Source organism: Weizmannia sp. FSL K6-0777, assembly GCF_038593185.1.
GTDB classification, from domain to species: Bacteria; Bacillota; Bacilli; order Bacillales; family Bacillaceae_C; genus Weizmannia; species Weizmannia faecalis.
Genome location: NZ_CP151971.1, coordinates 3,080,733 through 3,104,489 on the forward strand (window position 1 = coordinate 3,080,733; position 23,757 = coordinate 3,104,489).

The 23,757-nt window shown below is 45.8% G+C and carries 19 protein-coding genes and 1 pseudogene; 5 read left to right on the forward strand and 15 right to left on the reverse strand.

Annotated features, from left to right (window positions below; translation table 11 throughout):
- The first annotated feature begins 277 nt into the window (after nucleotides 1–277).
- On the forward strand, nucleotides 278–478 hold the full coding sequence (locus NST70_RS14790) for a cold-shock protein (RefSeq protein WP_014097018.1): 201 nt from the start codon (nucleotides 278–280) through the stop codon (nucleotides 476–478).
- A gap of 167 nt (nucleotides 479–645) precedes the next feature.
- Here the strand turns inward: NST70_RS14790 and NST70_RS14795 are convergent, their stop codons facing one another.
- Nucleotides 646–1,092 (reverse strand): aminotransferase class I/II-fold pyridoxal phosphate-dependent enzyme, encoded by a 447-nt coding sequence (locus NST70_RS14795; RefSeq protein ID WP_235430875.1) that lies wholly within the window; start codon nucleotides 1,090–1,092, stop codon nucleotides 646–648.
- 444 nt (nucleotides 1,093–1,536) lie between these two features.
- On the reverse strand, nucleotides 1,537–2,475 hold the full coding sequence (locus NST70_RS14800; protein ID WP_046722025.1) for a DMT family transporter: 939 nt from the start codon (nucleotides 2,473–2,475) through the stop codon (nucleotides 1,537–1,539).
- Nucleotides 2,476–3,097: 622 nt separating this feature from the next.
- Between NST70_RS14800 and NST70_RS14805 the strand changes: the two genes are divergently transcribed.
- The 3 genes from NST70_RS14805 to NST70_RS14815 are packed head-to-tail and all read left to right on the forward strand — an operon-like array spanning nucleotide 3,098 to nucleotide 7,814.
- Nucleotides 3,098–4,867, forward strand: a complete 1,770-nt coding sequence (locus NST70_RS14805) for a glycoside hydrolase family 3 protein (RefSeq protein WP_237340424.1) — start codon at nucleotides 3,098–3,100, stop codon at nucleotides 4,865–4,867.
- Between the two features lie 15 nt (nucleotides 4,868–4,882).
- On the forward strand, nucleotides 4,883–6,538 hold the full coding sequence (locus tag NST70_RS14810) for a serine hydrolase domain-containing protein (RefSeq protein WP_061565778.1): 1,656 nt from the start codon (nucleotides 4,883–4,885) through the stop codon (nucleotides 6,536–6,538).
- 13 nt (nucleotides 6,539–6,551) lie between these two features.
- Nucleotides 6,552–7,814, forward strand: a complete 1,263-nt coding sequence (locus NST70_RS14815; protein ID WP_168985638.1) for a DUF1343 domain-containing protein — start codon at nucleotides 6,552–6,554, stop codon at nucleotides 7,812–7,814.
- A gap of 154 nt (nucleotides 7,815–7,968) precedes the next feature.
- On the opposite strand, the gene NST70_RS14820 is transcribed toward NST70_RS14815, so the two are convergent.
- Genes NST70_RS14820 through NST70_RS14830 form a run of 3 tightly spaced genes read right to left on the reverse strand, consistent with a single transcriptional unit; the run spans nucleotide 7,969 to nucleotide 12,061 of the window.
- Nucleotides 7,969–9,831 (reverse strand): ABC transporter ATP-binding protein, encoded by a 1,863-nt coding sequence (locus NST70_RS14820; protein ID WP_168985639.1) that lies wholly within the window; start codon nucleotides 9,829–9,831, stop codon nucleotides 7,969–7,971.
- Nucleotides 9,806–11,560, reverse strand: a complete 1,755-nt coding sequence (locus tag NST70_RS14825; RefSeq protein WP_168985640.1) for an ABC transporter ATP-binding protein — start codon at nucleotides 11,558–11,560, stop codon at nucleotides 9,806–9,808. Before NST70_RS14825 ends, NST70_RS14820 begins: the two co-directional genes overlap by 26 nt.
- Nucleotides 11,561–11,602: 42 nt before the next feature.
- The gene (locus tag NST70_RS14830; RefSeq protein WP_013860517.1) at nucleotides 11,603–12,061 is read right to left on the reverse strand and encodes a MarR family transcriptional regulator; all 459 of its coding nucleotides are present in this window, start codon (nucleotides 12,059–12,061) and stop codon (nucleotides 11,603–11,605) included.
- 238 nt (nucleotides 12,062–12,299) lie between these two features.
- Between NST70_RS14830 and NST70_RS14835 the strand changes: the two genes are divergently transcribed.
- Nucleotides 12,300–13,064, forward strand: a complete 765-nt coding sequence (locus NST70_RS14835) for a DeoR/GlpR family DNA-binding transcription regulator (protein WP_168985641.1) — start codon at nucleotides 12,300–12,302, stop codon at nucleotides 13,062–13,064.
- 238 nt (nucleotides 13,065–13,302) lie between these two features.
- Here NST70_RS14835 and iolI read toward each other — a convergent pair whose 3' ends face one another.
- From iolI to iolC, 10 genes and pseudogenes are all read right to left on the reverse strand, one after another.
- Nucleotides 13,303–14,157, reverse strand: a complete 855-nt coding sequence (iolI, locus tag NST70_RS14840) for a 2-keto-myo-inositol isomerase (RefSeq protein ID WP_168985642.1) — start codon at nucleotides 14,155–14,157, stop codon at nucleotides 13,303–13,305.
- A gap of 25 nt (nucleotides 14,158–14,182) precedes the next feature.
- Nucleotides 14,183–15,061, reverse strand: a complete 879-nt coding sequence (locus NST70_RS14845) for a sugar phosphate isomerase/epimerase (RefSeq protein WP_168985643.1) — start codon at nucleotides 15,059–15,061, stop codon at nucleotides 14,183–14,185.
- Between the two features lie 26 nt (nucleotides 15,062–15,087).
- Complete coding sequence (locus NST70_RS14850) at nucleotides 15,088–16,131, reverse strand: Gfo/Idh/MocA family oxidoreductase (RefSeq protein WP_168985644.1); 1,044 nt, start codon at nucleotides 16,129–16,131, stop codon at nucleotides 15,088–15,090.
- Between the two features lie 243 nt (nucleotides 16,132–16,374).
- The gene (locus tag NST70_RS14855) at nucleotides 16,375–17,805 is read right to left on the reverse strand and encodes a sugar porter family MFS transporter (RefSeq protein WP_168985645.1); all 1,431 of its coding nucleotides are present in this window, start codon (nucleotides 17,803–17,805) and stop codon (nucleotides 16,375–16,377) included.
- A 35-nt stretch (nucleotides 17,806–17,840) separates the two neighbouring features.
- Nucleotides 17,841–18,749: a myo-inosose-2 dehydratase gene (gene iolE / locus NST70_RS14860; protein ID WP_168985646.1), complete on the reverse strand. Its 909-nt coding sequence runs from the start codon at nucleotides 18,747–18,749 to the stop codon at nucleotides 17,841–17,843.
- A gap of 38 nt (nucleotides 18,750–18,787) precedes the next feature.
- Nucleotides 18,788–19,495 (reverse strand): annotated as a pseudogene (locus tag NST70_RS14865) (Gfo/Idh/MocA family oxidoreductase); the annotation flags it as partial.
- Nucleotides 19,458–19,826 carry an MFS transporter gene (locus tag NST70_RS14870; protein WP_237340425.1) on the reverse strand — a complete coding sequence of 123 codons (369 nt, stop codon included), beginning with the start codon at nucleotides 19,824–19,826 and terminating at the stop codon, nucleotides 19,458–19,460. The pseudogene NST70_RS14865 and the gene NST70_RS14870, both read right to left, overlap by 38 nt.
- Before the next feature lie 93 nt (nucleotides 19,827–19,919).
- Complete coding sequence (fba, locus tag NST70_RS14875) at nucleotides 19,920–20,798, reverse strand: class II fructose-1,6-bisphosphate aldolase (RefSeq protein ID WP_168985647.1); 879 nt, start codon at nucleotides 20,796–20,798, stop codon at nucleotides 19,920–19,922.
- 29 nt (nucleotides 20,799–20,827) lie between these two features.
- Nucleotides 20,828–22,738 (reverse strand): 3D-(3,5/4)-trihydroxycyclohexane-1,2-dione acylhydrolase (decyclizing), encoded by a 1,911-nt coding sequence (gene iolD / locus NST70_RS14880; protein WP_168985648.1) that lies wholly within the window; start codon nucleotides 22,736–22,738, stop codon nucleotides 20,828–20,830.
- 15 nt (nucleotides 22,739–22,753) lie between these two features.
- Nucleotides 22,754–23,752, reverse strand: a complete 999-nt coding sequence (iolC, locus tag NST70_RS14885; protein ID WP_168985649.1) for a 5-dehydro-2-deoxygluconokinase — start codon at nucleotides 23,750–23,752, stop codon at nucleotides 22,754–22,756.
- Nucleotides 23,753–23,757: the final 5 nt, after the last annotated feature.

The following is a 23,757-nucleotide window of genomic DNA, read 5'->3' on the forward strand; positions in this document are numbered from 1 at the left end:
TTATTGTTTTGAAAAAATACAATGGTTTTGCAAATCGTGCTGCCCCTTGCAAAAAAGCGATTTCATTAAAAGCTGTCCATCAATGCGCAGGCGGATGGATTACATGAATTTAACAAAACAAAATGGTTGTAAACTTCTTTCTTCTGCGCTATTCTTAAGAAGAATTATTTTTGTTCGGTGTAAAGAATGGCATAGTATAAGACTTTTCATCTTGATGACCACCTTGGACAAGGATAGTAACACATTGTGTGCAGTTGCACACCAGGAGGCAATATAAATGGAACAAGGTACAGTGAAATGGTTTAACGGAGAAAAAGGCTTCGGCTTTATCGAACGAAATGGTGGAGACGATGTATTCGTTCACTTCTCTGCTATCCAAGGTGAGGGCTTCAAAACTTTAGACGAAGGTCAAAAAGTAACTTTTGATGTTGAACAAGGATCCCGCGGGCCACAAGCAGCAAACGTTGAAAAAGCTTAATGTAGAGAAAATGATAAAAACAGGCTCTTTATAAAGAGGGCCTGTTTTTTTATTTCTTCAAAAACCAAAACACGCTCACTTATGTAGCAGGAAATTGAAACAAACAGGCGCCATGCCAGTCGACAAATAGTGAAAATCCGTTGCTGCAACCAGGATTATATATTTGGTCAACCATTATCAGCTAGTAATGCCTTCATTGTCAGGATTCCCTCTTCCATTTCCTCAAAACTCGGATACGCGAAGGACAACCGAACCGTATGGTGATGATCATGATAAATAAATCCAGGATTTATCAATACGCCGGAGTTTAAACATTCCTTGAATAATTTTCTTGTATCTATATTGCTGTTAAAAGCCACCCATATGAAAAATCCGCCGGAAGGTTTGGACCACATTGCATAATCTGCCAAGTGCCGGTTTAGCAATTGCAATAGAAAATCTCTTTTTTGTTTAAGCCGGGTTCTGGTCCTTTCCATATGTTTATCGTACAATCCCGAAGAGAGCATTTCTAATACCAGCATTTGCGACACATAGCTGGAGCCGTAATCAAGTTGCATTTTTAAAGGAGAAGAATAGACTTGCCTGGAACATGATAAACTTTTCGGAACCTTCATTTGAAATTTTTGTTTCCATGTTACATGATGCACTTGAAACAACGGGTTCTCAAGCCCAGCCTGTACAGCCGGTTATAAAGGCGCGGAATTTGCAGATCAACTGTCTCAAAAGCGCGCCTTTACAGCACCGCCCAAAGGAATCGGCATGGCAAAATACATGTTCCAGGCTGTTGCGATCGCTTTTGAACGCGACTTTACACACCCCATCTGAATCATCAGCCTGTTTCTCTTAGGCGCCAAAGGAATCAGCACACCGCAAAAGCAGGAAAACTGGCGAAAAAAGCCGGAAAACTGCGCGAACATACAGGCAGATTACCTGCACTTCAGGCAGACGGAGCAAGGACTGGGAAAATGCCGTATTGGTTAGAAGAAATTATGTACATTTTGAACCGTTTTTCCTGCCGGGGATTGCGGAATTGGAAAAACAAGAAGAACCAATATGAACTAAAACATCTTGATTAAAATTACACCGGAAAGCATGATGGCGAGGCCCAATATTTGGACTGGCACAATTCTTCTTTTTAAAGATTTAAACAGGCCGAATCGTTCCACTACAAGGCTTCCGGCAATCTGGCCGAACAGTGCCAGAATCACGGTTTGCCCTGTGCCAATATGATCGACAAGGAACACGTTAATCAAAATATACAGCCCGCCGATGATGCCGCCAAGCCATACCCACCATGGAGCAGATTGCTTAACCGGCTCCTTGATATTCGTGAAACTGCGGTCTTTTATGCCAACGATAAGGACGAGCACCACAGAGCCGACAAAAAATGAAATGAAGGCAGCGTGAACCGGAGAATGGAGCACTGTGCCCAGCTTTCCGTTTATTGCTGCCTGGACAGCCATAATCATACCGGCCGCGATTCCCAACAGCCGCCAAATCCATATATTTTCTCCCTTTTGCTCTTCTATGGCAGAATGGCGTTTTGCAATGGCTTCCGGGACAACGACTGCAAAAACTACCCCTGCAAGGACAAGAAATACGCCAATCGCCCTGTTTATTCCGAAAGATTGTCTAATGGAGTGAAACCAGCCGAATTGGTCGATGAGCATGCCCATGAGAATCATGCCTAAAATCGGCATGACCGTCGTTTGTACACTTCCCAGTTTGGGGAAAAGGAGGATATTGGAAGTCAGCCCGATCACACCGCAAATACCGCCAAACCAGATCCAAACAGGCTGGTTCAAGAAAAGACCGGCGGGAACCCCTAAAGGTGTTCGGCTTACAGCTGTTGCAGCGGCCAAAAAGACAGTTCCAACCAGGAATGAAATCATAGAAGCCAGAAAGGGAGATACAACAAACTTTCTTAACTGGGAATTGATAGCTGTTTGTACAGCCAAACCGAATCCAATTGCAATGCCTGCAAAAACGGCGAACATGGCGCCCTCCTTTTTCAAACGAATCGTTTTGCCCGGGCCCTTCCTGAGCACCGATAAATTCAGGTTCAATCGCATTGCTCCCAGGCCCCTATTTAAAAAAGTGTATTGTGGCCCGGAAAAACATCTAAAGCCCCCCGAAACAGAACAATCAGGAGCAATTTACCAACTCTGTCTCAGATACATAAATATTTTGCTTAAAGGATGCAATTGTTCAAGCAAACCCCATTCCTCGGTAACAGAAAAACAGGAGACACTTGGTAACATTTACTCGTATTTTGGAAAAGAAAAAATTCCCCCACCTTTTTGGTTGGTTTTTCTGAACAAACCTAATTATATCAGAGGTCCGGGCATTTTTTCACTTTAGCTGCTACTCTACTTTCTCCATTTCCATCATCCCTGTGCCCGCTCCCCCATTTGCTGCACTCGCCGTTCCCGATATGACAGGCATGCACATCCAGAAAATTTCCGGCTGGTTTTCAATTTTTCCGGCGGTGCGGTTTATCCGGATACATGAACATCTATATTAAAACCGTCCCGGCCTGGAAAACATAAGCAAAAAGACGGATGGACAGGCTTCTTTAGGCTGGTAGACTAAAAATGAAAGGGATTACAAAAGGGAGGGATGGCGTTTTTGAAAAGATCCGGATTGTTTGTCGTATGTTTTGCGTTGTTGTTTTCGCTTATGCCCGGCTTCCGTGGACAAGCGAAACAGGATGGGCATTGGAGAACAAGGGCAAAAGAACGCTGGGTGTCCCATGAATTGAAAAAGATGACAGTCGAGGAAAAAGTCGGGCAGCTGTTCATTGTTCATGCTTACGGAAAAACACCGGAGGATCCCGCCTACGCCGAAACGAATATCGAAAAAGGGCGTGGCGGCACAAACTTCAAAGAAATCATCGAAAAATACCATATTGGCGGCGTCATCTATTTCAACTGGTCGGATAATATCAGCACCCCTGTTGATGCCAGACAAGTGCAGCAGTTATCCAACGGGCTACAGAAAATTGCGTTAAAACAAAAGCCCCGCATTCCGCTCTTTATTTCTACGGACCAGGAAGGCGGCGCGGTTGCCCGTGTACTCGAACCGGGAGCCGTTTTCCCGGGGAATATGGCACTCGCAGCAACCAGGTCTGCAGCCAACGCGAAAAAGGCTGCAGAGATCATGGCGGTAGAACTGAAAAATCTCGGCATCAATATGGACTTTGCCCCGGATCTCGATGTCAATGTAAATCCGGCCAACCCGGTGATCGGCGTCCGTTCATATTCAGAAAATCCGGACCTTGTCGCATCACTTGGCATTGCCCAAATTGCAGGATTTCAAAGCCAAAATGTAGCCGCCACCGGCAAACACTTTCCGGGCCACGGGGATACGAATGTCGATTCCCATTACGGCCTGCCTGTCATCCATCACGACTTGAAAACATTAAATCATGTGGATTTAAAACCGTTTAAGGCCGCGATTGCTTCCGGCGTTGACGCAATCATGACCGCGCACATTGTTGTACCGGCACTCGATGGTTCCGGCCTGCCGGCGACGCTTTCGAAAAAGATCATGACCGGCCTCCTCCGTGAAAAACTGGGTTACGACGGGCTGATTGTGACCGACAGCCTCGATATGTCCGGCGCAAACGTCCTTCCTCCCGGCCAAGTACCGGTAGCAGCATTCAATGCGGGCGCGGATATTTTACTCAATCCGCCCGATGTGGAAGTGGCCTGGAATGCTGTGCGAAATGCAGTAAAAACCGGAGAAATCAGCCGGAAACGCCTGGATGAATCTGTCGCGAGAATTTTACGGGTGAAATATGAACGCGGCATTGTCCGGAACCCGTTTACATCTGAAAAATCGCTAAGCTATTTCGGCACCCCTGAACATTTGAAAGCCGCACAAAAAATGGCGGACGAAAGCATCACAATGGTTAAAAACGAAAATCAAATATTGCCGCTGAATCAAACGAAAAAAATATTCGTAACCGGCCCATCTGTTGCAAACAGCAGCCGCCTTGCCGGCCTTCTGAAAGAAAAAGGGTTTATAACCGAAAATACGAGCACAGCGGCTGCGCCAACACAGGCAGAAACAGCTACGGCAGTTGGAAAAGCACAAAATGCCGACGTGATTGTCGCTGCCGCTTACAATGCAAATACCAATACCGCGCAACAGGCATTTTTAAGAGCGCTGAAAAAAACAGGCAAACCGGTTGTAATGGTTTCAATGGGCAATCCTTACGACATCATGGGCGCGCCTGATGTGGACGCGAATCTTCTGGCCTATGGAAACCGCAGCGTTTCTGTACAATCCGCTGCAAAAGCGCTCACAGGCGAAATCAACCCCGGCGGAAAATTGCCTGTCACCATTCCGGGGTACGCTCCGTTCGGCCACGGTCTTCATTACTAAAAGGGGGGGACTTGCTTGAAGAACAAAGGGGTAAAATTCGTTTTATGGGTTGGATGCATCATTTTGTTGGCGGCCGGGGCCATTCCGTCTCTTGCCTTTGCATCCGGATATCATGGCCACCCGTCTTCCTGGGATGCACCCGGAAAAAGCTCAGCAGTACTGCATAAAGGAACGCCCGCGTCTGCCGGAATGTCCCAAGGCCCGCTCACAGACATTGACAGAGCGGTAAATGACGCGATTGCGCAAAAAGCCATGCCGGGCGCTGTTGTGCTTGTCGCAAGGAAAGGCACGATCGCAAAAGAACAGGCATACGGATATGCATACCGTTATACAGACAACCAGTTTACAGAAGCATCTGCCCCGGTCCTTGCAAAAACAAACACCATTTACGACATTGCTTCGATCAGCAAATTGTTTACATCCATTGCAGCCATGCAGCTGTTTGAAAAGCGGAAATTTGCGCTTGATGACCCTGTCGCAAAATATATTCCTGTATTCGCGGAAAACGGAAAGGAGAACGTGACCATCCGCCAGCTGTTGACGCATACTTCCGGGTTTGAGGCGGGAATCCCGGTTTATAAAATGGGAACATCCCGCAAAGACCGGCTCGAAATCGTTCTGAAGCACGGGCTGCAAAATCCCCCGGGAACGGCGTACACGTACAGCGATTTAAACATGATTACGCTGGGCGTTTTGGTTGAAGTTGTGAGCGGGCAGCGGCTGGATGCTTATGTAAAAACGCACATTACCGCCCCTCTCGGCATGCGCGATACGATGTATAATCCGCCCGCTTCGTTAAAGGCGCGCATTGCCGCAACGGAATTTCAGCCGTGGACTGGAAGAGGGATGATCCGGGGGCAGGTGCATGACGAAAACGCGTGGGCGCTGGATGGCGTTGCCGGGCATGCGGGCGTTTTTTCCACCGCACATGACCTCGCTATCCTTGCACAAACGATTTTACAAAATGGCAAATATGCGGGTGCCCGGATTTTAAAACCGGAAACGGTCCGGCTGATGGAACAGAATATGAACAGCGCTTTTCCAGGCGATGATCACGGGCCCGGCTTTGAATTAAACCAGGGATGGTACATGGATGCGCTCTCCGATACAAATACAATGGGCCATACCGGCTACACCGGCACCTCGATGGTGATCAGCCCGAAAAACCAAACAACGGTCATTTTATTGACCAACCGCGTCCATCCGACCCGGGACACTGTCTCGACAAACGGAATCAGGCGATCTGTTGCCCGGCTTGCGGCGGACGCTATCCCGGTTGCCGTCCCTGATAAACATGGCGCATGGTTTGCCGGTTACGGCGACAATAGAAAAGCTGTGCTGGAGGCGGATGTTGACTTGAAAAGGCCGGCGTTTCTCCGTTTTTGGACCTGGTACCGCATCGAGCAAAACGCAGACTTTGGGAAAGTGGAGGTTTCAACAGACGGGAAAAACTGGACGAAAGCCGGCAATGCTTTAACCGGATCAAGCGGCAACTGGCGGCAGATGTCTATCCCGCTCCCTGCTGGCACGAAACATATCCGCTTTGTGTATGAAACTGACGGGTCAGTGAACGGCCGCGGCTGGTATGTGCTCCATCCGTCCATCGTCTCACACGGAAAAATTGCGAAAGTATCTTTTACAAGCCGTGATTGGGCTTTGCGGAACCGTTAAAGGGGGAAAATGGATGAAAAGGCTCGCTGCCATATTGGCGCTTATGATCGCTTTCAGCTGCCTGGCCGTGGTGCATGCGGCCCGGGGCAATCAGCCGCATGAAAAACAAAAACACCATTCTTTTCAGCTTGGTGTCGATGTTTTTTTAAAAGATAAAGCCCATTCGCTGAAAGGGAAACGGGTCGGGCTGATCACAAACCCGACCGGTGTCGACCAGTCATTAAACAGTATTGTGGACAGATTTGCCAGGAATCCGGTTATTCATCTGACCGCCCTTTTCGGCCCGGAACACGGGGTGCGCGGCAGTGCGGACGCCGGTGCCTATGTTCCGTTTTATACAGATCCGAAAACGGGGCTTCCGGTTTACAGTTTGTACGGCGAAACGAAAAAGCCGACACCTGAAATGCTGAAGGATGTCGATGTGCTTGTCTTTGATATTCAGGATGTTGGCGCAAGATTTTACACTTATATTTACACAATGGCCTATGCGATGGAAGCAGCGAAGGAAAAAGGCATCCCGTTCATCGTGCTCGACCGCCCGAACCCGATTGGCGGCACAAAAGTCGAAGGCCCGGTGCTTGATCCAGCCTTTTCCTCTTTTGTCGGAATGTACCCGATCGCGCTCCGCCATGGGATGACAGCGGGAGAGCTTGCCAAATATTTTAACAAAGAATGCGGAATCGGCGCAGGTCTCACAGTTGTGCCAATGAAAGGCTGGCACAGGGATATGTACGCGGATGGCACCCCGCTCCAGTGGGTGATGCCGTCCCCGAACATGCCGACATTGGACACGGCGATCGTCTATCCTGGTGCGGCGCTCATTGAAGGGACAAATATTTCGGAAGGCAGGGGTACGACCCGCCCGTTTGAGTTGATCGGGGCACCGTTCATTGACGGGGACTTGCTAGCGGAGAAATTGAATGCCCTCGGTTTGCCGGGCGTCCGCTTCCGGAGCGCGTCTTTTACACCAACAACCTCAAAATGGGCCGGCAAGCTCGCAAACGGGATCCAAATCCATGTCACGGACCGCAATGCTTACCAGTCTGTTGAAACCGGCGTTGCAATGGTCAAAACGATCCATGACCTGTATCCCGGCCAATTCGCTTTCCGGGCAGAAGACAAAAACGGCATTTCTTATTTTGACCAGCTGATTGGAAACGGCTGGGTCAGGCAGGATATCAACCGCGGCACTTCCCTTAAAACCATTGCCCAAAAATGGCAAAGGGACTTGGGTGCCTGGAAGAAAAAACGGGAAAAATATTTGATGTATGATTGAAAAAACGCCCCCAGCCTGAGCCGGATTGGGGGCGTTTTGAACCCGCTTCAGGAAATGGGGGGAACATCTGTTTTTTCCACGATCATTTTCGCCAGCAAATGGCCACGCCTGTCTCTTCTATTGAACAAATTACGTAAAGAAACAGGCTGTGTTTCTACCCCTCTTCCACATTCTTAAATTGGTTGTAAAACATGTGATAATACCGTCCGCGGCGTGCCATTAGTTCGTCATGGCTGCCTTGTTCAATGATTTGCCCGTGGTCAATCACCATAATATGATCGGCATCGCGAATCGTATTCAAGCGGTGGGCGATGATGAAACTCGTGCGGCCCTCCATAATCGAAAGGAGCGCATCCTGGATATGCCGTTCTGTCCGTGTATCGATGCTGCTTGTTGCCTCATCCAATATAAGCAAAGCGGGCTTTGCCAGAAAAACCCTTGCGATGGCCAAAAGCTGGCGCTGCCCCTGGCTCAAGTTGCCGCCGTTTTCCGACAAAACGGTTTCATATCTATCGGGCATCCGGTTGATAAAAATATCGGCATGGGCAAGCCGGGCCGCTTCTTCGACTTCTTCATCCGCCGCTTCCGGATTTCCGTATTTGATATTTTCCTTGATGGTGCCTGAAAATAAATACGTATCCTGAAGGACAAAACCGAAACTTCTTCTTAGGCTGTCCCGCGTATATGTCCGGATATCCGTGCCGTCAATGAAAATCCGTCCTTCCGTGACATCGTAAAACCGGGTCAAAAGGTTCACAATCGTCGTTTTTCCGGATCCGGTAGGCCCGACCAGCGCCGTACGCGTGCCCGGCTTTGCCTCAAAGCTGATATTTTTTATAATCGGAACATCCTCGCGATACCCGAAGCTCACATTTTCAAATACAACATGGCCTTTTGGCTCCCGGAGCACGGCGGCATCCTTTGCATCTTCCGGCTCTTCTTTTTCATCGAGTATGTCAAAAACCCGTTCAGCCCCGGCAACTCCTGACTGGAGGACGTTAAAAATATTCGCCAAGTTATTGAGCGGCCGCACAAACTGCCGGGAATACGTCAGAAAACTTGCGATTACGCCGACAGTAATCATGCTCTTCAAAGCCAGAACCCCGCCGACAACGGCAACCATGGCAAAGCCGAAGTTGTTAATCACGTTCATAAGCGGCATAAGAAACCCGGTCCAGATTTGCGCCCTCAGCCCGACCTTAAGCAAGGACTGGTTCACCTCTTCAAACGCCTTGATTGCTTTTTCTTCATGGTTAAAAGCTTTGACCACCTCAATCCCCGAGATTGTTTCTTCAATATGCCCGTTTAGCCGGCCGAGTTCCGCCTGGTTATTTTTAAACAGCACTGAAGTCCTCTTGGCAATTGTCCGCGTCAGCAAAAACACGAGCGGAACCGTACACAGGCTTGCAACCGTTAAAACCGGGCTTAAAATGATCATCATGATGAGTGTGCCGATAAGGGCAATAACCCCCGACATGAGCTGCGTCGTCGATTGGGAAATAGTATTGCTCACGTTGTCTATGTCATTCGACAGGCGGCTCATCAGTTCACCGTGGGGCCTCGCGTCAAAAAAAGCAACCGGAAGTTTTTGCAGCTTTTGAAACAGATGGCTGCGCAAACGCTGCACAATCCGTTGCGAAACACCGGCCATCAGCCAGCCTTGCAAAAAGGTTAAGGCAGCATCTGCAATATAAGCCGCTGTAAGAACAAAAACCATGATTTCAAGCAGGTTAAAATTGACCTTTCTGCCCGGCGGCATGGCATCAACGGCCCTGCCGATAAAATAGGGAATGCACAGCGTAAGGACGGAGTCGGCCACAATCAATGCAAGAATGACAGACAGCCAGTTTCTTTCCCTGCCAAAATAGGCCCAAAGCCGTTTTAACGTCCCTTTAAAATGCTTTGGTTTCTCGGCCGGGCCCCTGAACCGTGCCGCGCCTCCCCCGCCCGGACGGCCCATCCGCAAAAAAAGCCCCGGTGCCTGATTTCCCTTATATCCGTTCGTTTGTCCGGCCATCCTGCAACACTTCCTTACCCATTTGCGATTGGTAAATTTCCTGATAAACCTGAGAGGTTCTGAGAAGCTCCTCATGCGTGCCCAAGCCGGCAACTTCCCCCTTATCCAACACGATAATTTTGTCCGTGTCCATCACAGAAGTAATGCGCTGGGCAATCAAAAGGCAAGTCAGCTCTTTCGCATATTTTTTTAACGCTGCCTTGATCCGCATTTCAGTCGCAACATCCACCGCACTTGTACTATCGTCAAGAATGAGAATTTCCGGATGCCTCACCAATGCGCGGGCAATCGAAATGCGCTGCTTCTGCCCGCCGGAAAAATTGACGCCGCTCTGGCCAATTAACGTATCATAGCCTTCAGGTGCAGCCGCAATGAAGTCATGTGCCTCAGCCAGTCTCGCAGCATGTTCGACCTCATCCATTCCCGCCCGGCCATTTCCCCATTGGATATTTTCACGGATGCTGCCGGTAAAAAGGATGTTTTTCTGCGGAACGATCGCAATTTTTTCACGCAGATCATGCGGATGAAAATGCCGGACATCCATACCATCTACTTTAAGGGACCCGCCCGTAACATCGTAAAAGCGCGGAATGAGATTCACCATTGTGCTTTTTCCCGATCCGGTTGAGCCGATAATGCCAACAGTTTCACCCGAATAAATGGTAAACGTGATATTTTTCAAAACCGCATCCTGCACTTGTCCGGTATAGGAAAAAGTGACATTTTCAAAATCAATTCTCCCTTTTTCACCCGTTACTTCATGTTTCAATCTGTTCGGGGAGGTTTTTTCTTCTATGGCAAATACTTCACCGATCCGAAAAGTGGAGGCCCTTGCCCGGACAAACATGTTAAACACCATGGAGATCATCATCAGCGATGTTGAAATTTGCGTCATATAATTGATAAAAGCAATAATATGGCCGACTTTCATTGTGCCATTGTCCACCCCGAAGCCGCCCATCCATAAAATTGCGACAATGCCGATATTGACCGTAAGCAAGATCGCCGGGCTGAAGATGGACATAATCCGGATCGAAGAAGCCGAGCGTTCTTGCAGGCGGCGGTTTGCCACGCTGAATTTTTCCACTTCAAATTGAAACCGGTTAAAAGCCTTCACAACACGGACACCGGATAAATATTCCCTCATGATGCCGTTCACGCGGTCGAGCGCTTTTTGCACCTTCATAAACAATGGAAAGCCCAATCTCATGTTCGTTATAATGAAAATAATGACAATCGGCACAACAACTGCCAGCACCACAGAAAGCTGCGGGTCAAGCCGGACTGCCATGATCAAGGCGCCGATTGCCAATAGCGGCGCTTTGACAAACATGCGCATTAAACCATTGATAAAGTTCTGTACCTGGGTGACGTCATTGGTAAGCCGCGTGATGAGTGAGGCCCGGTCAAATTGATTGATGCTTTGGAAAGAAAGCGCCTGGATTTTCCGGAACAAATCCGACCGCAATTCCGCCCCAAAGTTTTGCGACACGATGCTTGCGAGCGTGCTCCTTAATGAGGCGGCAACCGCGCCGCACGCTGTGATGAATAACATCACGCCGCCCATCTTTAACACATATGGCATATTTCCGGACGCCACACCGACATCAATGATTTTTGACAGGATCGCCGGCTGCATCAAATCGCAGAGTGCTTCACACATTAAAAAGAAAACAGCCGTACTAAAAAGTTTCCAGTACTTTTTGGCATACTTGCTTAAAAAATGCATCGGATCATTCCACCTTTTAACGTTGCGGAAATCAATTTTTGCTTACGCCTTTTTATCCGTCTGGTGATCGCCTTTTGACACTTTTAAATTCTCAGCAAGCCGCTGCAGAAATCCAATAAACAGTTCCTGCTCCGCTTCTGAGAATTGGCTTAATCCATTGCTCAGCTGCTGGAGATAAGCGGTTTTTGCTTCCTTGATGATTTCTTCTCCTTTTTCTGTCAGGGACACCATTTTTACGCGGCCATCGCGGGCTGACGCCACGCGCCGGGCGTATCCCCATTTTTCAAGCCGGTCGATCATTTGCGACACCGTGCTCATGCTGACATTGAAATGGTCGGCAAGGCTCCCCATCGTGCACTGCCCGGACCTGCCGACATGCCGCAACAATATCCACTGTAAACGTGTAATCTTTTTATCTTCATTTGCCAGCCGCCCTTCCCGCAGATGCCGGTTAATATACCGCCAATGCGTAAGGAACTGGTCCATTTTGCTATCTTCCATAATGGAACGCCTCCTGAGAGCAATTACTTTATTTAGTTTACTAAAGTAATTGGAGGTTGTAAATCGTTACATCAAGAAAAAATAAGCATTCCAGTTGTTTCCCAATTCAAATCTTTATCTGTAAATTACTGCGTTTAACTTTCAAATACATGGTGAACTTTTGATGATTTATTGGTAAAATATAAACAGTTGAATTCGTCTGTTACACGAGTCTATCAAAACAAAGGATGAAGAAGGAATGATTAAAGAAGAAAGAATCCATAAAATTGAGGCGTATATTCTCGAACACAAATCTGTCTCTTTAGACAAGCTGATGGAAGTATTTCAAGTCTCTAAAAATACAATTCGGCGGGATGTCCAGGAACTTGTCGAAAAAGGAAATGTAAAAAAGGTTTACGGCGGGGTAACTGTCAAAGATGAGAAGCGGGCTTCTTTAGAGTCTTTTCATGAACGCCAGGTGCGGAATCAAGCTGAAAAGAAATTAATCGGGAAAACGGCGGCAAGTTTTGTCAATGACGAGGACATTATCTTTATCGATTCGGGCACGACAACCATTGAAATGATCGAATATATAAAAGAAAAACAGGTTACGGTCCTTACCAATAATCTCGATTTTATCGTCAGGGCGCTCCCTTATGAAAACTTAACTATCATTTCGCCTGGCGGCATCCTTGAAAGAAAAACAAACTCGTTCGGAAGCATTAAATACTTGGATATGCTGAATGCCTATAACATCAACAAAGCCTTTATGGCGTCCACCGGGGTTTCGCTTACAAACGGGGTCACCAACGCATCCCCCATTGAAAGTGAATTAAAAACTTCGATTGTAAACAGAAGTTCACAAGTATTCTTATTGGTTGACCATGACAAATTTGATAAATATGGGTTGATGACGTATTGCAGTTTGGATGAAATCGATGTCCTGATAACCGATCAGCTCCCTAACAAAACCTACCAAGATTATTTTAACAGTACTCGTCATAAACTTGTTATTGCCAAATAAAAAAGAAAGCTTTGACAATGGAGCCGCCTAAAAAATCATCTTTTTTTGGAATCGCTTTTTTAGGGGTTGTCCCAAAAGCCTCTTTATTTAGCTTATGCATTGATCCTCGTGAAATTCATGTAACTCTTGTGAGAAATGGTGACTAAAATTCACGATCATAAACAACCAACTGTATCATGCACAAAATTAAGGGGCTCCCGTCAGCCATTTAACAACTTTTGGGATAGCCCCTTCCCCCTTAGTTCACTCCTGCTGCTTCTACTTCAAAATACTTTGAAACAACTGCTAATGTGGTTTCTTTTGCCGTCTTAATTGTTTCTTCAGCATCAAGCTGATAATATTCCGGCCTGAACAATTCCACCGACACAACACCCGAATAGCCAATGTCTTTCAGTACAGATAATATACCATCTAAATCAATTGCTCCCTGCCCCGGCCAGACGCGGTCTTCATCTATTAAAAAGCCGATCGGAAAATCTTCTGTATCATTGATATGTAAAATGAAGATTTTGGAACCTTCCGCTTTTTTCAAGTCGTCCAAGTTAGAACCCATACCATGGAAATGGAAGCAATCCAGAACGAGGCCGACATTGTCACGGTCAACAGCCTGGACAATGTCGTATCCCTGGCTAAATGTGTTTACGGTACATTGCGGATGCCCGATAAACTCTACCGCAATTTTGATGCCATAAGGTTTTGCAAGATCTGACAGTTCCGTCAGTACCTTGACACAACTGTCTTTAATGTCTTTTTTAAGGATTTTTTCCTCTGTGACAAGCGGCACTGCAACAATATATTGGATGCCTATTTTCTTCCCCTTTTCCAGCATATCTTTAAATTCGCGGATGATCTCTTCATGGCCTTTTTCATCACGGTTATTGAAAAATATCAGCGCGTTCAGTGCGAGCGGCTTAATGTGATGTGTTCTGAAGTAATCTGCCAGATTCTCGATTGAATGATGTTCAAGATACTCAGGCAATTTATCCTCCGTACGAATTTCGATATAATCATAGCCTAGCTTTTCACAGAGCTCCAAGTCCTTTTCAAGATTAGAGTTTTTCAGCGTTGTCGCCTCATTAAAAGACAATTTCATTTTGATCATCTCCAAAAACAGAATTTTAGATACTGCCGACTAAGTCTTTCAACCCGTTTTTAATTGAGTTCAGTGTTACTTCATTAGACCATTCCGGTTTATCCGGATAAGCAAATACTGCATTTGTAATGATGCCATCGAATTTGATTTCTCTTAATTTCCGGTACAGTGCATCAAAATTCACTTCTCCTTCACCAGGATTTAAATGCTGGTGAATCGTGACATTTGCACCTGGCGGGTTAATGATATACCTTAGGCCAAATGCCGCTTTATGGTTCATCGTGTCCGCAATGAGCACATGTGCCAACAGATCGCCTGCTTCATCAATATGTTTGGCGACATCACCAATCCCGTCATCATAATAGAAAGCATGCGGTACAGAATAAACCAGTTTAATCCATTCTTTATCCAAGGCACGAATCATCCGGATAGCTTCTGTATTCAACTCAATAAAGTCATTCGGATGAGCCTGTATATTCAATTTAATACCTTCTTTTTCAAAGACCGGCATTAGTTCTTCCATAGACTTCACAAAAGCAGCCTCACTTTCAACCGGCCGGCTTTTGTCTCCGCTAAATTCTGTGTTCATTAAGTCGACTTCAAGCTCGGAAGTAATTTCTATACAGCGTTTCCAATTTCTCACGGCTGCCTGCCGCTCTTCTTCATTCGGTGAGGACCATTGTTGGACCGGCAGTACGGATGAAATTTTGACGCCTGCATCTGCGCAATATCTTTTCAAATCTTTGATCAGTTGTTTATCCACTTTCGGATATTCATAAAACCAGATAAAGTCTTTACGTGGGGATAATTCCACCCATTCATATCCCAATCTGGCAACGGCATCGATTGTATCTTTTAAATTGGTATTATCACGATAATGTGATGGATCATAAGCTAAACGCATAATTTTTCCCTCCTTCAATAATCCGCTTAAATGCTTAGTTTCCCGGCATTTATATTATGTTGATAAAAATCCGGCGTTCCCGGAAGGATGATAGATTCTTTTTCACCTGTAAGCTGCGCCTTTACACAAGCATCAGATGTTACAGATGCAATATAGCCATCCCAGGACGTTGGTCCGTTCGGTTCGCCGTCTCTTGTCACAGAATTAATAAAATCTTGGATTTCCTCGTTATAAGCATCCATGAATCTTTCTTTCCAGTCGTTCAAAATTCCGGCGCTTAACTTTTCATCTTTCCGCACAACAACGCTTGGATATTCCGGCAATTTGGCAATCCCTTCTTCCCCGGCGACTTCACATTGGATATCATAACCGTACTTGCAGTTTACAAATACCTCAATGTTAATGATAATTCCTTTATTTGTTTCGATGGTGAACAGTTGGGGATCTTGCAGATTGCTATGTGCATATCTCGTTTTCCTCGGAAATAGAACTTGAACGGATTTATAATCATCGTCTATGAGCCAGTGCAACACGTCGATTTCATGAATCAATGTATCAGTTACTGCCATTTCTGTCGTGTAGTTTATACCTACCTCTTGATTCCGGTGTGAAGCACGAATCATCAATGGTTCGCCAATTTCGTTGTTTTCAATCGTTTTCTTTAATTGGACATAACCACTGTCGTAACGGCGCATAAACCCTACTTGAACCAGTTTTTTTCCTTGTTTCATCTCCGCCTCAACAATTCTGTGGCAGCCTTCAGCAGTTGTTGCCAGCGGTTTCTCACAAAACACAAATTTCCCTGCATCTATTGCAGCCAGGACAGTGGATTCATGTGCAGGGCCCCAGCTTGTGACAAACACTGCATCAACATTCGGATCAGCGATCAGTGCTTTATCATCAAGATAAATCGCTGCATCTAGTTGGTATTGTTCGACTGTTTGCTTTGCTGCAATCTCGTTCACATCTGTAACGGCCACAATTTTCCCGCCGGATAATTTATTTGTAACTCTGTTAATATGCTCGCGTCCGATTGCCCCTGTACCAACGACGCCAATACGTAAAACCATTCTTATTTTCCTCCTTCAATGGAATATGTGTAACCTAAAAGAATTCCTTTGTATGGAGCAGCATACATTGCCTGGTGCAGATCATATTGCCGGAGCTCCGTACATATGTTGTTTTTTAAATGGCGCATCTATATGCTTGAAAATCTATTGTTTGATATATCCGCCCCTATTTATATCATTATTCTAAATTACAAAACAACTCATTGAAATAAAGCGCTTACTCCCCTCCGACGCGAAATTCTTCTACACCTCCTTCACGGCCTCTATTACAGTACCGCTTTCTTTATGACCAAAATTCCTGAAATGGCTCTCCAGCTGTTCCAGTGATTTCCCTTTTGTTTCAGGTAGGCATTTTTTCGCGAAAGTAATTGCCCCAACACCAAGAACAGCGAAGATAAAAAATGTAGTCGACAACCCGACTGCATTTAATAAAATCGGGAAGAAAAATCCAACAAGGAAATTTGTAATCCATAAGCAAAATACGGTAACGCCCATCCCAAGTCCCCTTAATTTAAGTGGGAATATTTCCGATAACATGAGCCAAGTTACAGGAGATATAGCCCCCTGCTGAAATGCAAGAAAAGTAACGGTCATTGCCAGAACAGCATACGGAAGAACTGAAGAACCATGAAAAACAATAGAGAAAATCCCGATTAAGGTAAGTGAAGCGGTTGTTCCAGTTAATCCGGTCATTAACATTGGCCGCCTTCCAACTTTTCCTAACAGCCAAATCCCGACAAATGTGGCTAAAACAGAAATGATCCCATTGGCAATATTTCCAACAAGTGCAGCATTTGTAGAAAACCCGGATTGTTGAAGAATTTGCGTACCGTAATACATAATAGAGTTCACACCCGTAACTTGCTGTACAACACCAATTCCAATGCCAATAAATACAATACGGCGCACCCACGGTATGCTTAAATCGCGAAATGTTGCCCTTTGAAGCTCTGATTCTTGTGCAAGATTCTCTTCGATTTCTTTTAACTCGATTTCGGCACGGTTCTGAGTCCGAATTTCTTTTAAAATACGAAGTGCTTCGCCAATTTTTCCTTTTGAAGCAAGCCAGCGCGGGCTTTCTGGCACGATTAACATACCAAACCACAAAATTACAGCAGGGAGTGTAGCAATTGCCAGCATATAGCGCCATACATGTGCAGCTTCCTGGCCAATCGTTGTTCCTAAAATGGCATTGAAAATGAAGGCTAATAATTGTCCGGAAACAATCATCAATTCATTTTGTGTAACCATTCTCCCTCTTGTTTCAACAGGGGCCATTTCTGCCAAAAATGAAGGAACCATTACGGAAGCTGCACCTACTGCAAGCCCCAATAAAAATCTAAAAAGAATCATAACGCCTGCATTTGGTGCAAATGTACAACCAAGTGCGGCAAGAAAAAAGATCAAGGCAAGATTCAGGATCATTTTCCTGCGTCCGAACCGGTCTGATAAACGCCCGCCAAAGACGGCTCCTAATGCTGCTCCAAAAAGAAGGGAACTTGTCACAAAGCCTTCAGTCACTGGCGTTAAATTCAGCTCATCCTTACGCGCCATATAAGGCAATGCACCGTTAATAACGCCTGTGTCATAACCGAAAAGCAAACCGCCAAATGTCGAAATGACCGTAATCTTTTTTAACATCCTTTTTGCGTTGCCTGTACTTTGATTACTCATTTTCAACCATCCCCATACGTAATTTTTCTAACCGGTTAAACCAGCTCTGCCCGGGGTATTAACGTCTCTATATATTTTCTGCCTTTTAAGGCATATTCGAATGGATTGGCTTTAGCCGGATCCTGTTCCGCTTCGACGACAATCCAGCCCTCGTATCCGCTTTCAATAATGGCTTCCATAATTGGACGAAAATCAATCATACCATCTCCCGGTACGGTAAAAGCCCCTTTTATGACACCTGCAAGAAAACTGTCGCCCTGTTCTTTCATTTCTTGCGCAACGCTCGCCCTTACATCTTTAAAGTGAATATGCTTAATCCTCGATTTATACTTTTGAAAAATATCCAGTGGATCTTCCCCTGATAATACGAGGTGTCCAGTATCAAACAACAAAGATACTTTTTCAGAAGATGTATTTTCCATTAAGCAATCAATCTCTTCAGTCGTCTGCACTCCTGTTCCCATATGGTGATGATAAACAATCTCCATTCCTTTTTCTTGGGCCAGCTTTCCTAACTCTTCCAAACCATTTATTAAAAGGCCCCATTCCGCATCCGTAAAAGTTGGTTTTTCTTGAAATAATGGCACATCCAATTTGCCTTGAATGCTGTGCCCTTGCTCAGCGATAACAATCACTTTTGCACCCATTGCATGTAAAAAATCACGATGCTGTATAAAAGCTTCTTTCGTTTCTTCAAAAGGTTTTGTTGTTAAAAAAGTACTGAGCCATGCACTCGCTACTTCCAGATTGCGTATTTCCAGATATCTTTTCAAAATCTGGGGATCTTTCGGGTACTTATTGCCAATTTCAGTTCCCGTATATCCCGCTAGCGCAATCTCACTAATACATTGTTCAAATGTATTCTCTTTTCCCAACTCCGGTATATCATCATTTGTCCAGGCAATAGGGGCGCATGCGAATTTAATTTTATTTATGTTTTGCATAAAAGATCTCCCTTCAATGAAACAAGTTATCTAACACGCTATTTGAAATCCACCCAACTGGCGCCATTTTCCGCTGAACGAACACAATTTTCTATCCAGCGTATCCCTTCAATTCCGGCATCAATATTGGGATATACCAAGTTACGTAAAGTTTCCCTGTCATCTCTGTTTTTAGCATCAATAGCAATTGCAAATTTTAAATAAATGTTTGCCCACGCATCTGATAGTCCTTCCGAATGCAAAGCACCTAAGCGTTCATCTGCATTACATTGTTCATCCAGATAAGACATACCACGAATCAATGTCTGAATCGGTTCTCCTTGCACTTCATATCTTAATTCATTTGGTTTACTGTCCCACCATTCAAGACTTGCCTTTGAACCCACAATCCGGATTCTATGACCATCCGTACACCCTGCATTAACTGAAGATGTCCATAATCTACCGACCGCCCCATTTTCATAGTGCATAAGGACGAAAGCGTTATCCTCAAGCGGTGCTCTTGTTCCGACAAAACTTTGTCTGTCACATAATAATTTTTTTATCTTCATTTTTGGCATAATCAGTTGGGACATATAGTACGTATGGGTTGAAAGATCACCTAAAACAAAACTTGGACCTGCAATTTTTGGATCCACTCTCCACTTTTGCGCATCACTTGTTTTTTCCGCTTTATCAGTAGCATTAAAACCATGCGTATATTGCAACTCAACAATTCTGATATCCCCAATTTTCCCCTTTAAAATAGCTGGAATACAGCACAGTAAATGCAACCCAGGATGCAGCTGCCACCCCGGCAAGCGTGCGGGCAGCCAAAATCAAAAACATGTTTTCAGTAAGTAGATAGATTGAACAACTGATCATGCTAATTACCATACCAAAAACAATAAAGGGTTTTCTTAAATTCACCAAATCGGAAAATACCCCAATCGGAAGCCTGCATAAAAACTGCATCAGCCCGTAACTACTCAAGATAACTCCAATAAATGCATAATCCCCACCAATTGATACCATATAAGGCGACAACACCGGTACGTAAACAAAATGCGGAAACCACAATAAAAAGGAAACAATCATAAATAGAGACTTATACTTTCCCGGAATCTTTTCCAAACGATCACACCCATTCTAAAACCAGAGGATGCCGTTTGAAGACATCCTCCATCATCTTCAAACCCGATTGTTTGACATAAATTCTCTCATTTTCTGTTTTACGGTTTGTTTTACAGCTTCTTTGCCAGGTGAAAGGATGGCACGCACATCATACAGTCCTTTGTCGTGGTCCAGGACATGGCGGACTGCCTTCGCCCAGGCTTGCATGCATTCCGTATTGACATTTATTTTTGCGTGGCCCAGTTCGATTGCCTTTCGGATTTGGTAATCGGGAATGCCGGACCCGCCGTGTAAAACAAGCGGGACATTGGTTAATGCCGCGATCTCTTTCATTTCGGCAAATCCCAGTTTCGGTTCGCCCTGATACGGCCCATGGACGGAACCAAGCGCGGCGGCAAGGGCATCAATGCCTGTTTCCTTTACCATACGGAGGCATTCCCCGGGATCTGCGTACTGGATGCCGCCAATCATTCCATCCTCATTGCCGCCGACAGTGCCAACTTCCGCTTCCACGGAAACGCCATGAAGACGGGCATAGTCCGTTACTTCTTTTGTCATTTTGATATTCTCATCAATTGGCAGGTGTGAGCCGTCAATCATCACAGACGTATATCCGGCATCAATGGCTTCTTTGCATCGTTCCACTGACTTGCCATGATCGAGATGCAAAGACACCGGGACCGTAATATTCTTTTCTTCCACAATACGATTGACCATTGACGCGATCGTTTTAAATCCTCCAAGATCATCTACAAGCCGGTCGGAAGATGCTACAATCACGGGGGATTGTTCTTCCTCTGCCGCTTCTAAAATGGCCTCAACCCATTGAAAGCTGTTCATATTGAATGCCCCAACAGCATATTGCCCATCTTTTGCAGCAGCCAGCATCTCTTTCATGGAAACCACCCTTGAAGAAATGATTGCTGCCAAATTCATCCCTCACTTCATTTAAGTTAAACCGCCCTTTAATACTGTTTCGCTGTTTCTAATTTTTTCTGCCTCTCCTGATAGGCTTTTTGAATGCTTTCTTTTTCCGATACCTCTGCAACCCCGACATTCCACCAGCTTTCATAACCGTCCGTCATCGTCTTGGGCAGCACCTTTACCTCAATCAGCGTTGAAACCCGCTGTTTCTTTGCATCTTCAATGGCTTCTTTCAGCTGTTCAAGCGTATGGGCGCGGTATGTTTTGGCGCCGTACCCTTCAGCAACTTTTGCATAATCAATATTTAAAATTTTGTTATCATACGTCCTGAATTCCGTAAAATATGAATCCCCGCCATTGTCCATCTGCAGGTTATTGATACAGCCAAATCCCGCGTTATCAAACAGCACAACGTTGATTTTTTTGCCGTATTGAATAGTGGTAACAAGCTCAGAGTGCAGCATGAGAAAACTGCCGTCCCCGACAAGCGAATACACTTCTTTATCCGGCTCAGCCAGTTTAATCCCGAGCGCGCCTGATACTTCATAGCCCATGCACGAATACCCGTATTCAACGTTGTACGTATTCGGCACAGTTGGATTCCAAATGCGTTGCACATCCCCCGGAAGCGAGCCCGCCGAAGTAATAATGATGCTTTCAGGATCGACCGCATCGTTTACAGCAATCAGCGCAGTGGTTTGGGCCAGCTCTGTGTTTAATGTATCTGCGTATTCATTCAGCGTTTCTTGTGTAAAATGATGCTTAATTTCCGGAACAAAATTTTCACGGGAGAAGGCGACCTGGCTTAGGCGTTTACGCTCAGCCTCCCATTCCGTTTTTAATTCCGCAATGGTGGAGCCAAACTCGCTTTCATACCCTTCCAAAAGCGGTGCCAGTTGCTCTAAAGTTGTTTTTGCATCAGCCACAACCTGGAAAGCATCCAGCTTGTATGCCTGCATGCGGTTCACATTGATATTTAAAAATTTTGCCTTTTCAAAATCGAATGCTGTTTTTGAGGATGTCGCGAAATCAGTATACCGTGTCCCAATGCCGATCACTAAATCCGCCTGGCGCGCCGCTTTATTTGCTGCAAGTGTTCCTGTAATGCCCATTCCGCCTAAATTATTTTTGAACGTGCATTCGACTGTTGCTTTTCCTGCCTGTGTTTCAACGAGCGGGATATTGTGCTTTTCGGAAATTTCCATTAAAATATCGCGTGCGCCGGCGTATTTCGCGCCACCCCCAACAAGGATGAGCGGCTTCTTGCTTGCTTTGATTAATGCGGCGGCGCCTTTTAATTCCCGTTCGGCCGGCGCTTTCCGATCCAGGTAGTGAACCCTTTTCTTAAAGAATTGTTCATCGAAGTCAAATGCTTCCCCTTCTGCATCCTGGGCAATGCAGATGGTGGCCGGCCCGGCTTTCCCTGGATCTGTCATCACTTCGAATGCGCGAATTAAAGTTGGCATCAATTGCTCCGGGCGTGTAACCCGGTCCCAATAGCGGGATACCGGCTTTAATGCATCGTTGGTTGTGACGGCGAGGCTGTATTCATGCTCGACTTGCTGGAGCACCGGATCCGGCTGCCTCGTTGCAAATGTATCACCTGGAATCAACAGGACGGGGATATTATTTGCTAAAGCAGTGCCCGCTGCAGCCGCCAAATTGGCAGATCCCGGGCCCACAGAGGTTGTGACGGCAAAAATCTTCCGGCGCAACATTTGCTTGCTGTAAGCGATCGCCGCATGTGCCATCCCTTGTTCATTTTTTCCCTGGAAAACTTTCAGGCGGCCGGGATCCTGTTCCAGCGCCTGGCCGATCCCCAGCACATTTCCATGGCCAAAAACTGTAAAAATTCCTTCCACAAACGGAAACTCCTCGCCGTCCACATGGAGATATTGCTGATTTAAAAACTTAATGAGTGCCTGTGCTGTTGTTAACCGTATTTTTCCCATGCGAATGTTCACCCTTTATCGATTTACGACTTTTTCTTCCGATCTTTCTGAAATGAATTTTTCGATTTCCTGTACCGCCGGCATGGCTTCTGATGAACTGTGCCTGCTGACGACAATCGCAGCAGAGGCGCTGCCATATTTCAGGGCCGTTTCGATGCCTTTTCCTTTGATGAGGGCGTATAAAAATGCCGAAGCATAGGAGTCGCCTGCACCGAATGTTTTTAATACTTTCGTTTTATAGACTTTGCCCCTGTAAATTTCTCCTGATTTTGTATAGGCATAAGACCCCTCCACGCCATGTTTAATGACAACCAGTTGCGGTGAATATTGGAACAAATGGTTCACGGTCTTTTCGTTCTTCGTGTTCTGCCGGTTTTCCATGACATCATATTCATCCCGTGTGCCAATCACGATGTCTGCCTGCTGTGCCACAAGTGTATAATATACGGATGTTTCTGCCTCTGATTCCCATGTATAAGGCCGGTAATCCAGCTCAAAAACAACTTTTACATTATTTTTCTTTGCCAGCTGAACCGCCTTTAAGACTGCTTCACGGGACGGGCTTTTCGCAAGGGCCGTTCCGGAAACCAGCAGAATTTTTGATCTTTTGATATACGCTTCACTGACTTCGGACGGATGCAAAAAAAGATCGGCAACTTCATCGCGGTACATCAAGATACTGCACTCTTCCGGGCTTTTAATTTCCGTGAAAGCGAGCCCCGTTTTATGCCCTTCATGGTCAATCACCATATGCGAAGTATCCACACCGGCATCCGCCATATATTGTTGAATAAAGCGCCCGTGCTGGTCATCCGACAATTTGCCGATAAAACCGGCTTTCAGCCCGAGTCTTGAAATCCCGATCGCAATATTCGCCGGAGAACCGCCAACGTACTTCCGGAACGTCATCGTTTCTTCCATCGGCCGGTTATATTCCACTGCATTTAAATCGATGCAGGCACGGCCAATCGCAATGATGTCAAATTCTGCTTGCAAATTTAAGTCAACTCCCATTTGTG

Coding starts and splice junctions, on each gene's coding strand:
- NST70_RS14870 (WP_237340425.1), bottom strand. CDS start 19,826: ATGATTGTTTCCTTTTTATTGTGGTTTCCGCATTTTGTTTACGTACCG.
- NST70_RS14790 (WP_014097018.1), top strand. CDS start 278: ATGGAACAAGGTACAGTGAAATGGTTTAACGGAGAAAAAGGCTTCGGC.
- iolE (WP_168985646.1), bottom strand. CDS start 18,749: ATGCAAAACATAAATAAAATTAAATTCGCATGCGCCCCTATTGCCTGG.
- NST70_RS14800 (WP_046722025.1), bottom strand. CDS start 2,475: ATGTTCGCCGTTTTTGCAGGCATTGCAATTGGATTCGGTTTGGCTGTA.
- NST70_RS14805 (WP_237340424.1), top strand. CDS start 3,098: ATGGCGTTTTTGAAAAGATCCGGATTGTTTGTCGTATGTTTTGCGTTG.
- NST70_RS14795 (WP_235430875.1), bottom strand. CDS start 1,092: ATGAAGGTTCCGAAAAGTTTATCATGTTCCAGGCAAGTCTATTCTTCT.
- iolD (WP_168985648.1), bottom strand. CDS start 22,738: ATGGGAAAAATACGGTTAACAACAGCACAGGCACTCATTAAGTTTTTA.
- iolC (WP_168985649.1), bottom strand. CDS start 23,752: ATGGGAGTTGACTTAAATTTGCAAGCAGAATTTGACATCATTGCGATT.
- NST70_RS14820 (WP_168985639.1), bottom strand. CDS start 9,831: ATGGCCGGACAAACGAACGGATATAAGGGAAATCAGGCACCGGGGCTT.
- NST70_RS14845 (WP_168985643.1), bottom strand. CDS start 15,061: ATGCGTTTAGCTTATGATCCATCACATTATCGTGATAATACCAATTTA.
- iolI (WP_168985642.1), bottom strand. CDS start 14,157: ATGAAATTGTCTTTTAATGAGGCGACAACGCTGAAAAACTCTAATCTT.
- NST70_RS14815 (WP_168985638.1), top strand. CDS start 6,552: ATGAAAAGGCTCGCTGCCATATTGGCGCTTATGATCGCTTTCAGCTGC.
- fba (WP_168985647.1), bottom strand. CDS start 20,798: ATGAATTTGGCAGCAATCATTTCTTCAAGGGTGGTTTCCATGAAAGAG.
- NST70_RS14850 (WP_168985644.1), bottom strand. CDS start 16,131: ATGGTTTTACGTATTGGCGTCGTTGGTACAGGGGCAATCGGACGCGAG.
- NST70_RS14830 (WP_013860517.1), bottom strand. CDS start 12,061: ATGGAAGATAGCAAAATGGACCAGTTCCTTACGCATTGGCGGTATATT.
- NST70_RS14835 (WP_168985641.1), top strand. CDS start 12,300: ATGATTAAAGAAGAAAGAATCCATAAAATTGAGGCGTATATTCTCGAA.
- NST70_RS14825 (WP_168985640.1), bottom strand. CDS start 11,560: ATGCATTTTTTAAGCAAGTATGCCAAAAAGTACTGGAAACTTTTTAGT.
- NST70_RS14855 (WP_168985645.1), bottom strand. CDS start 17,805: ATGAGTAATCAAAGTACAGGCAACGCAAAAAGGATGTTAAAAAAGATT.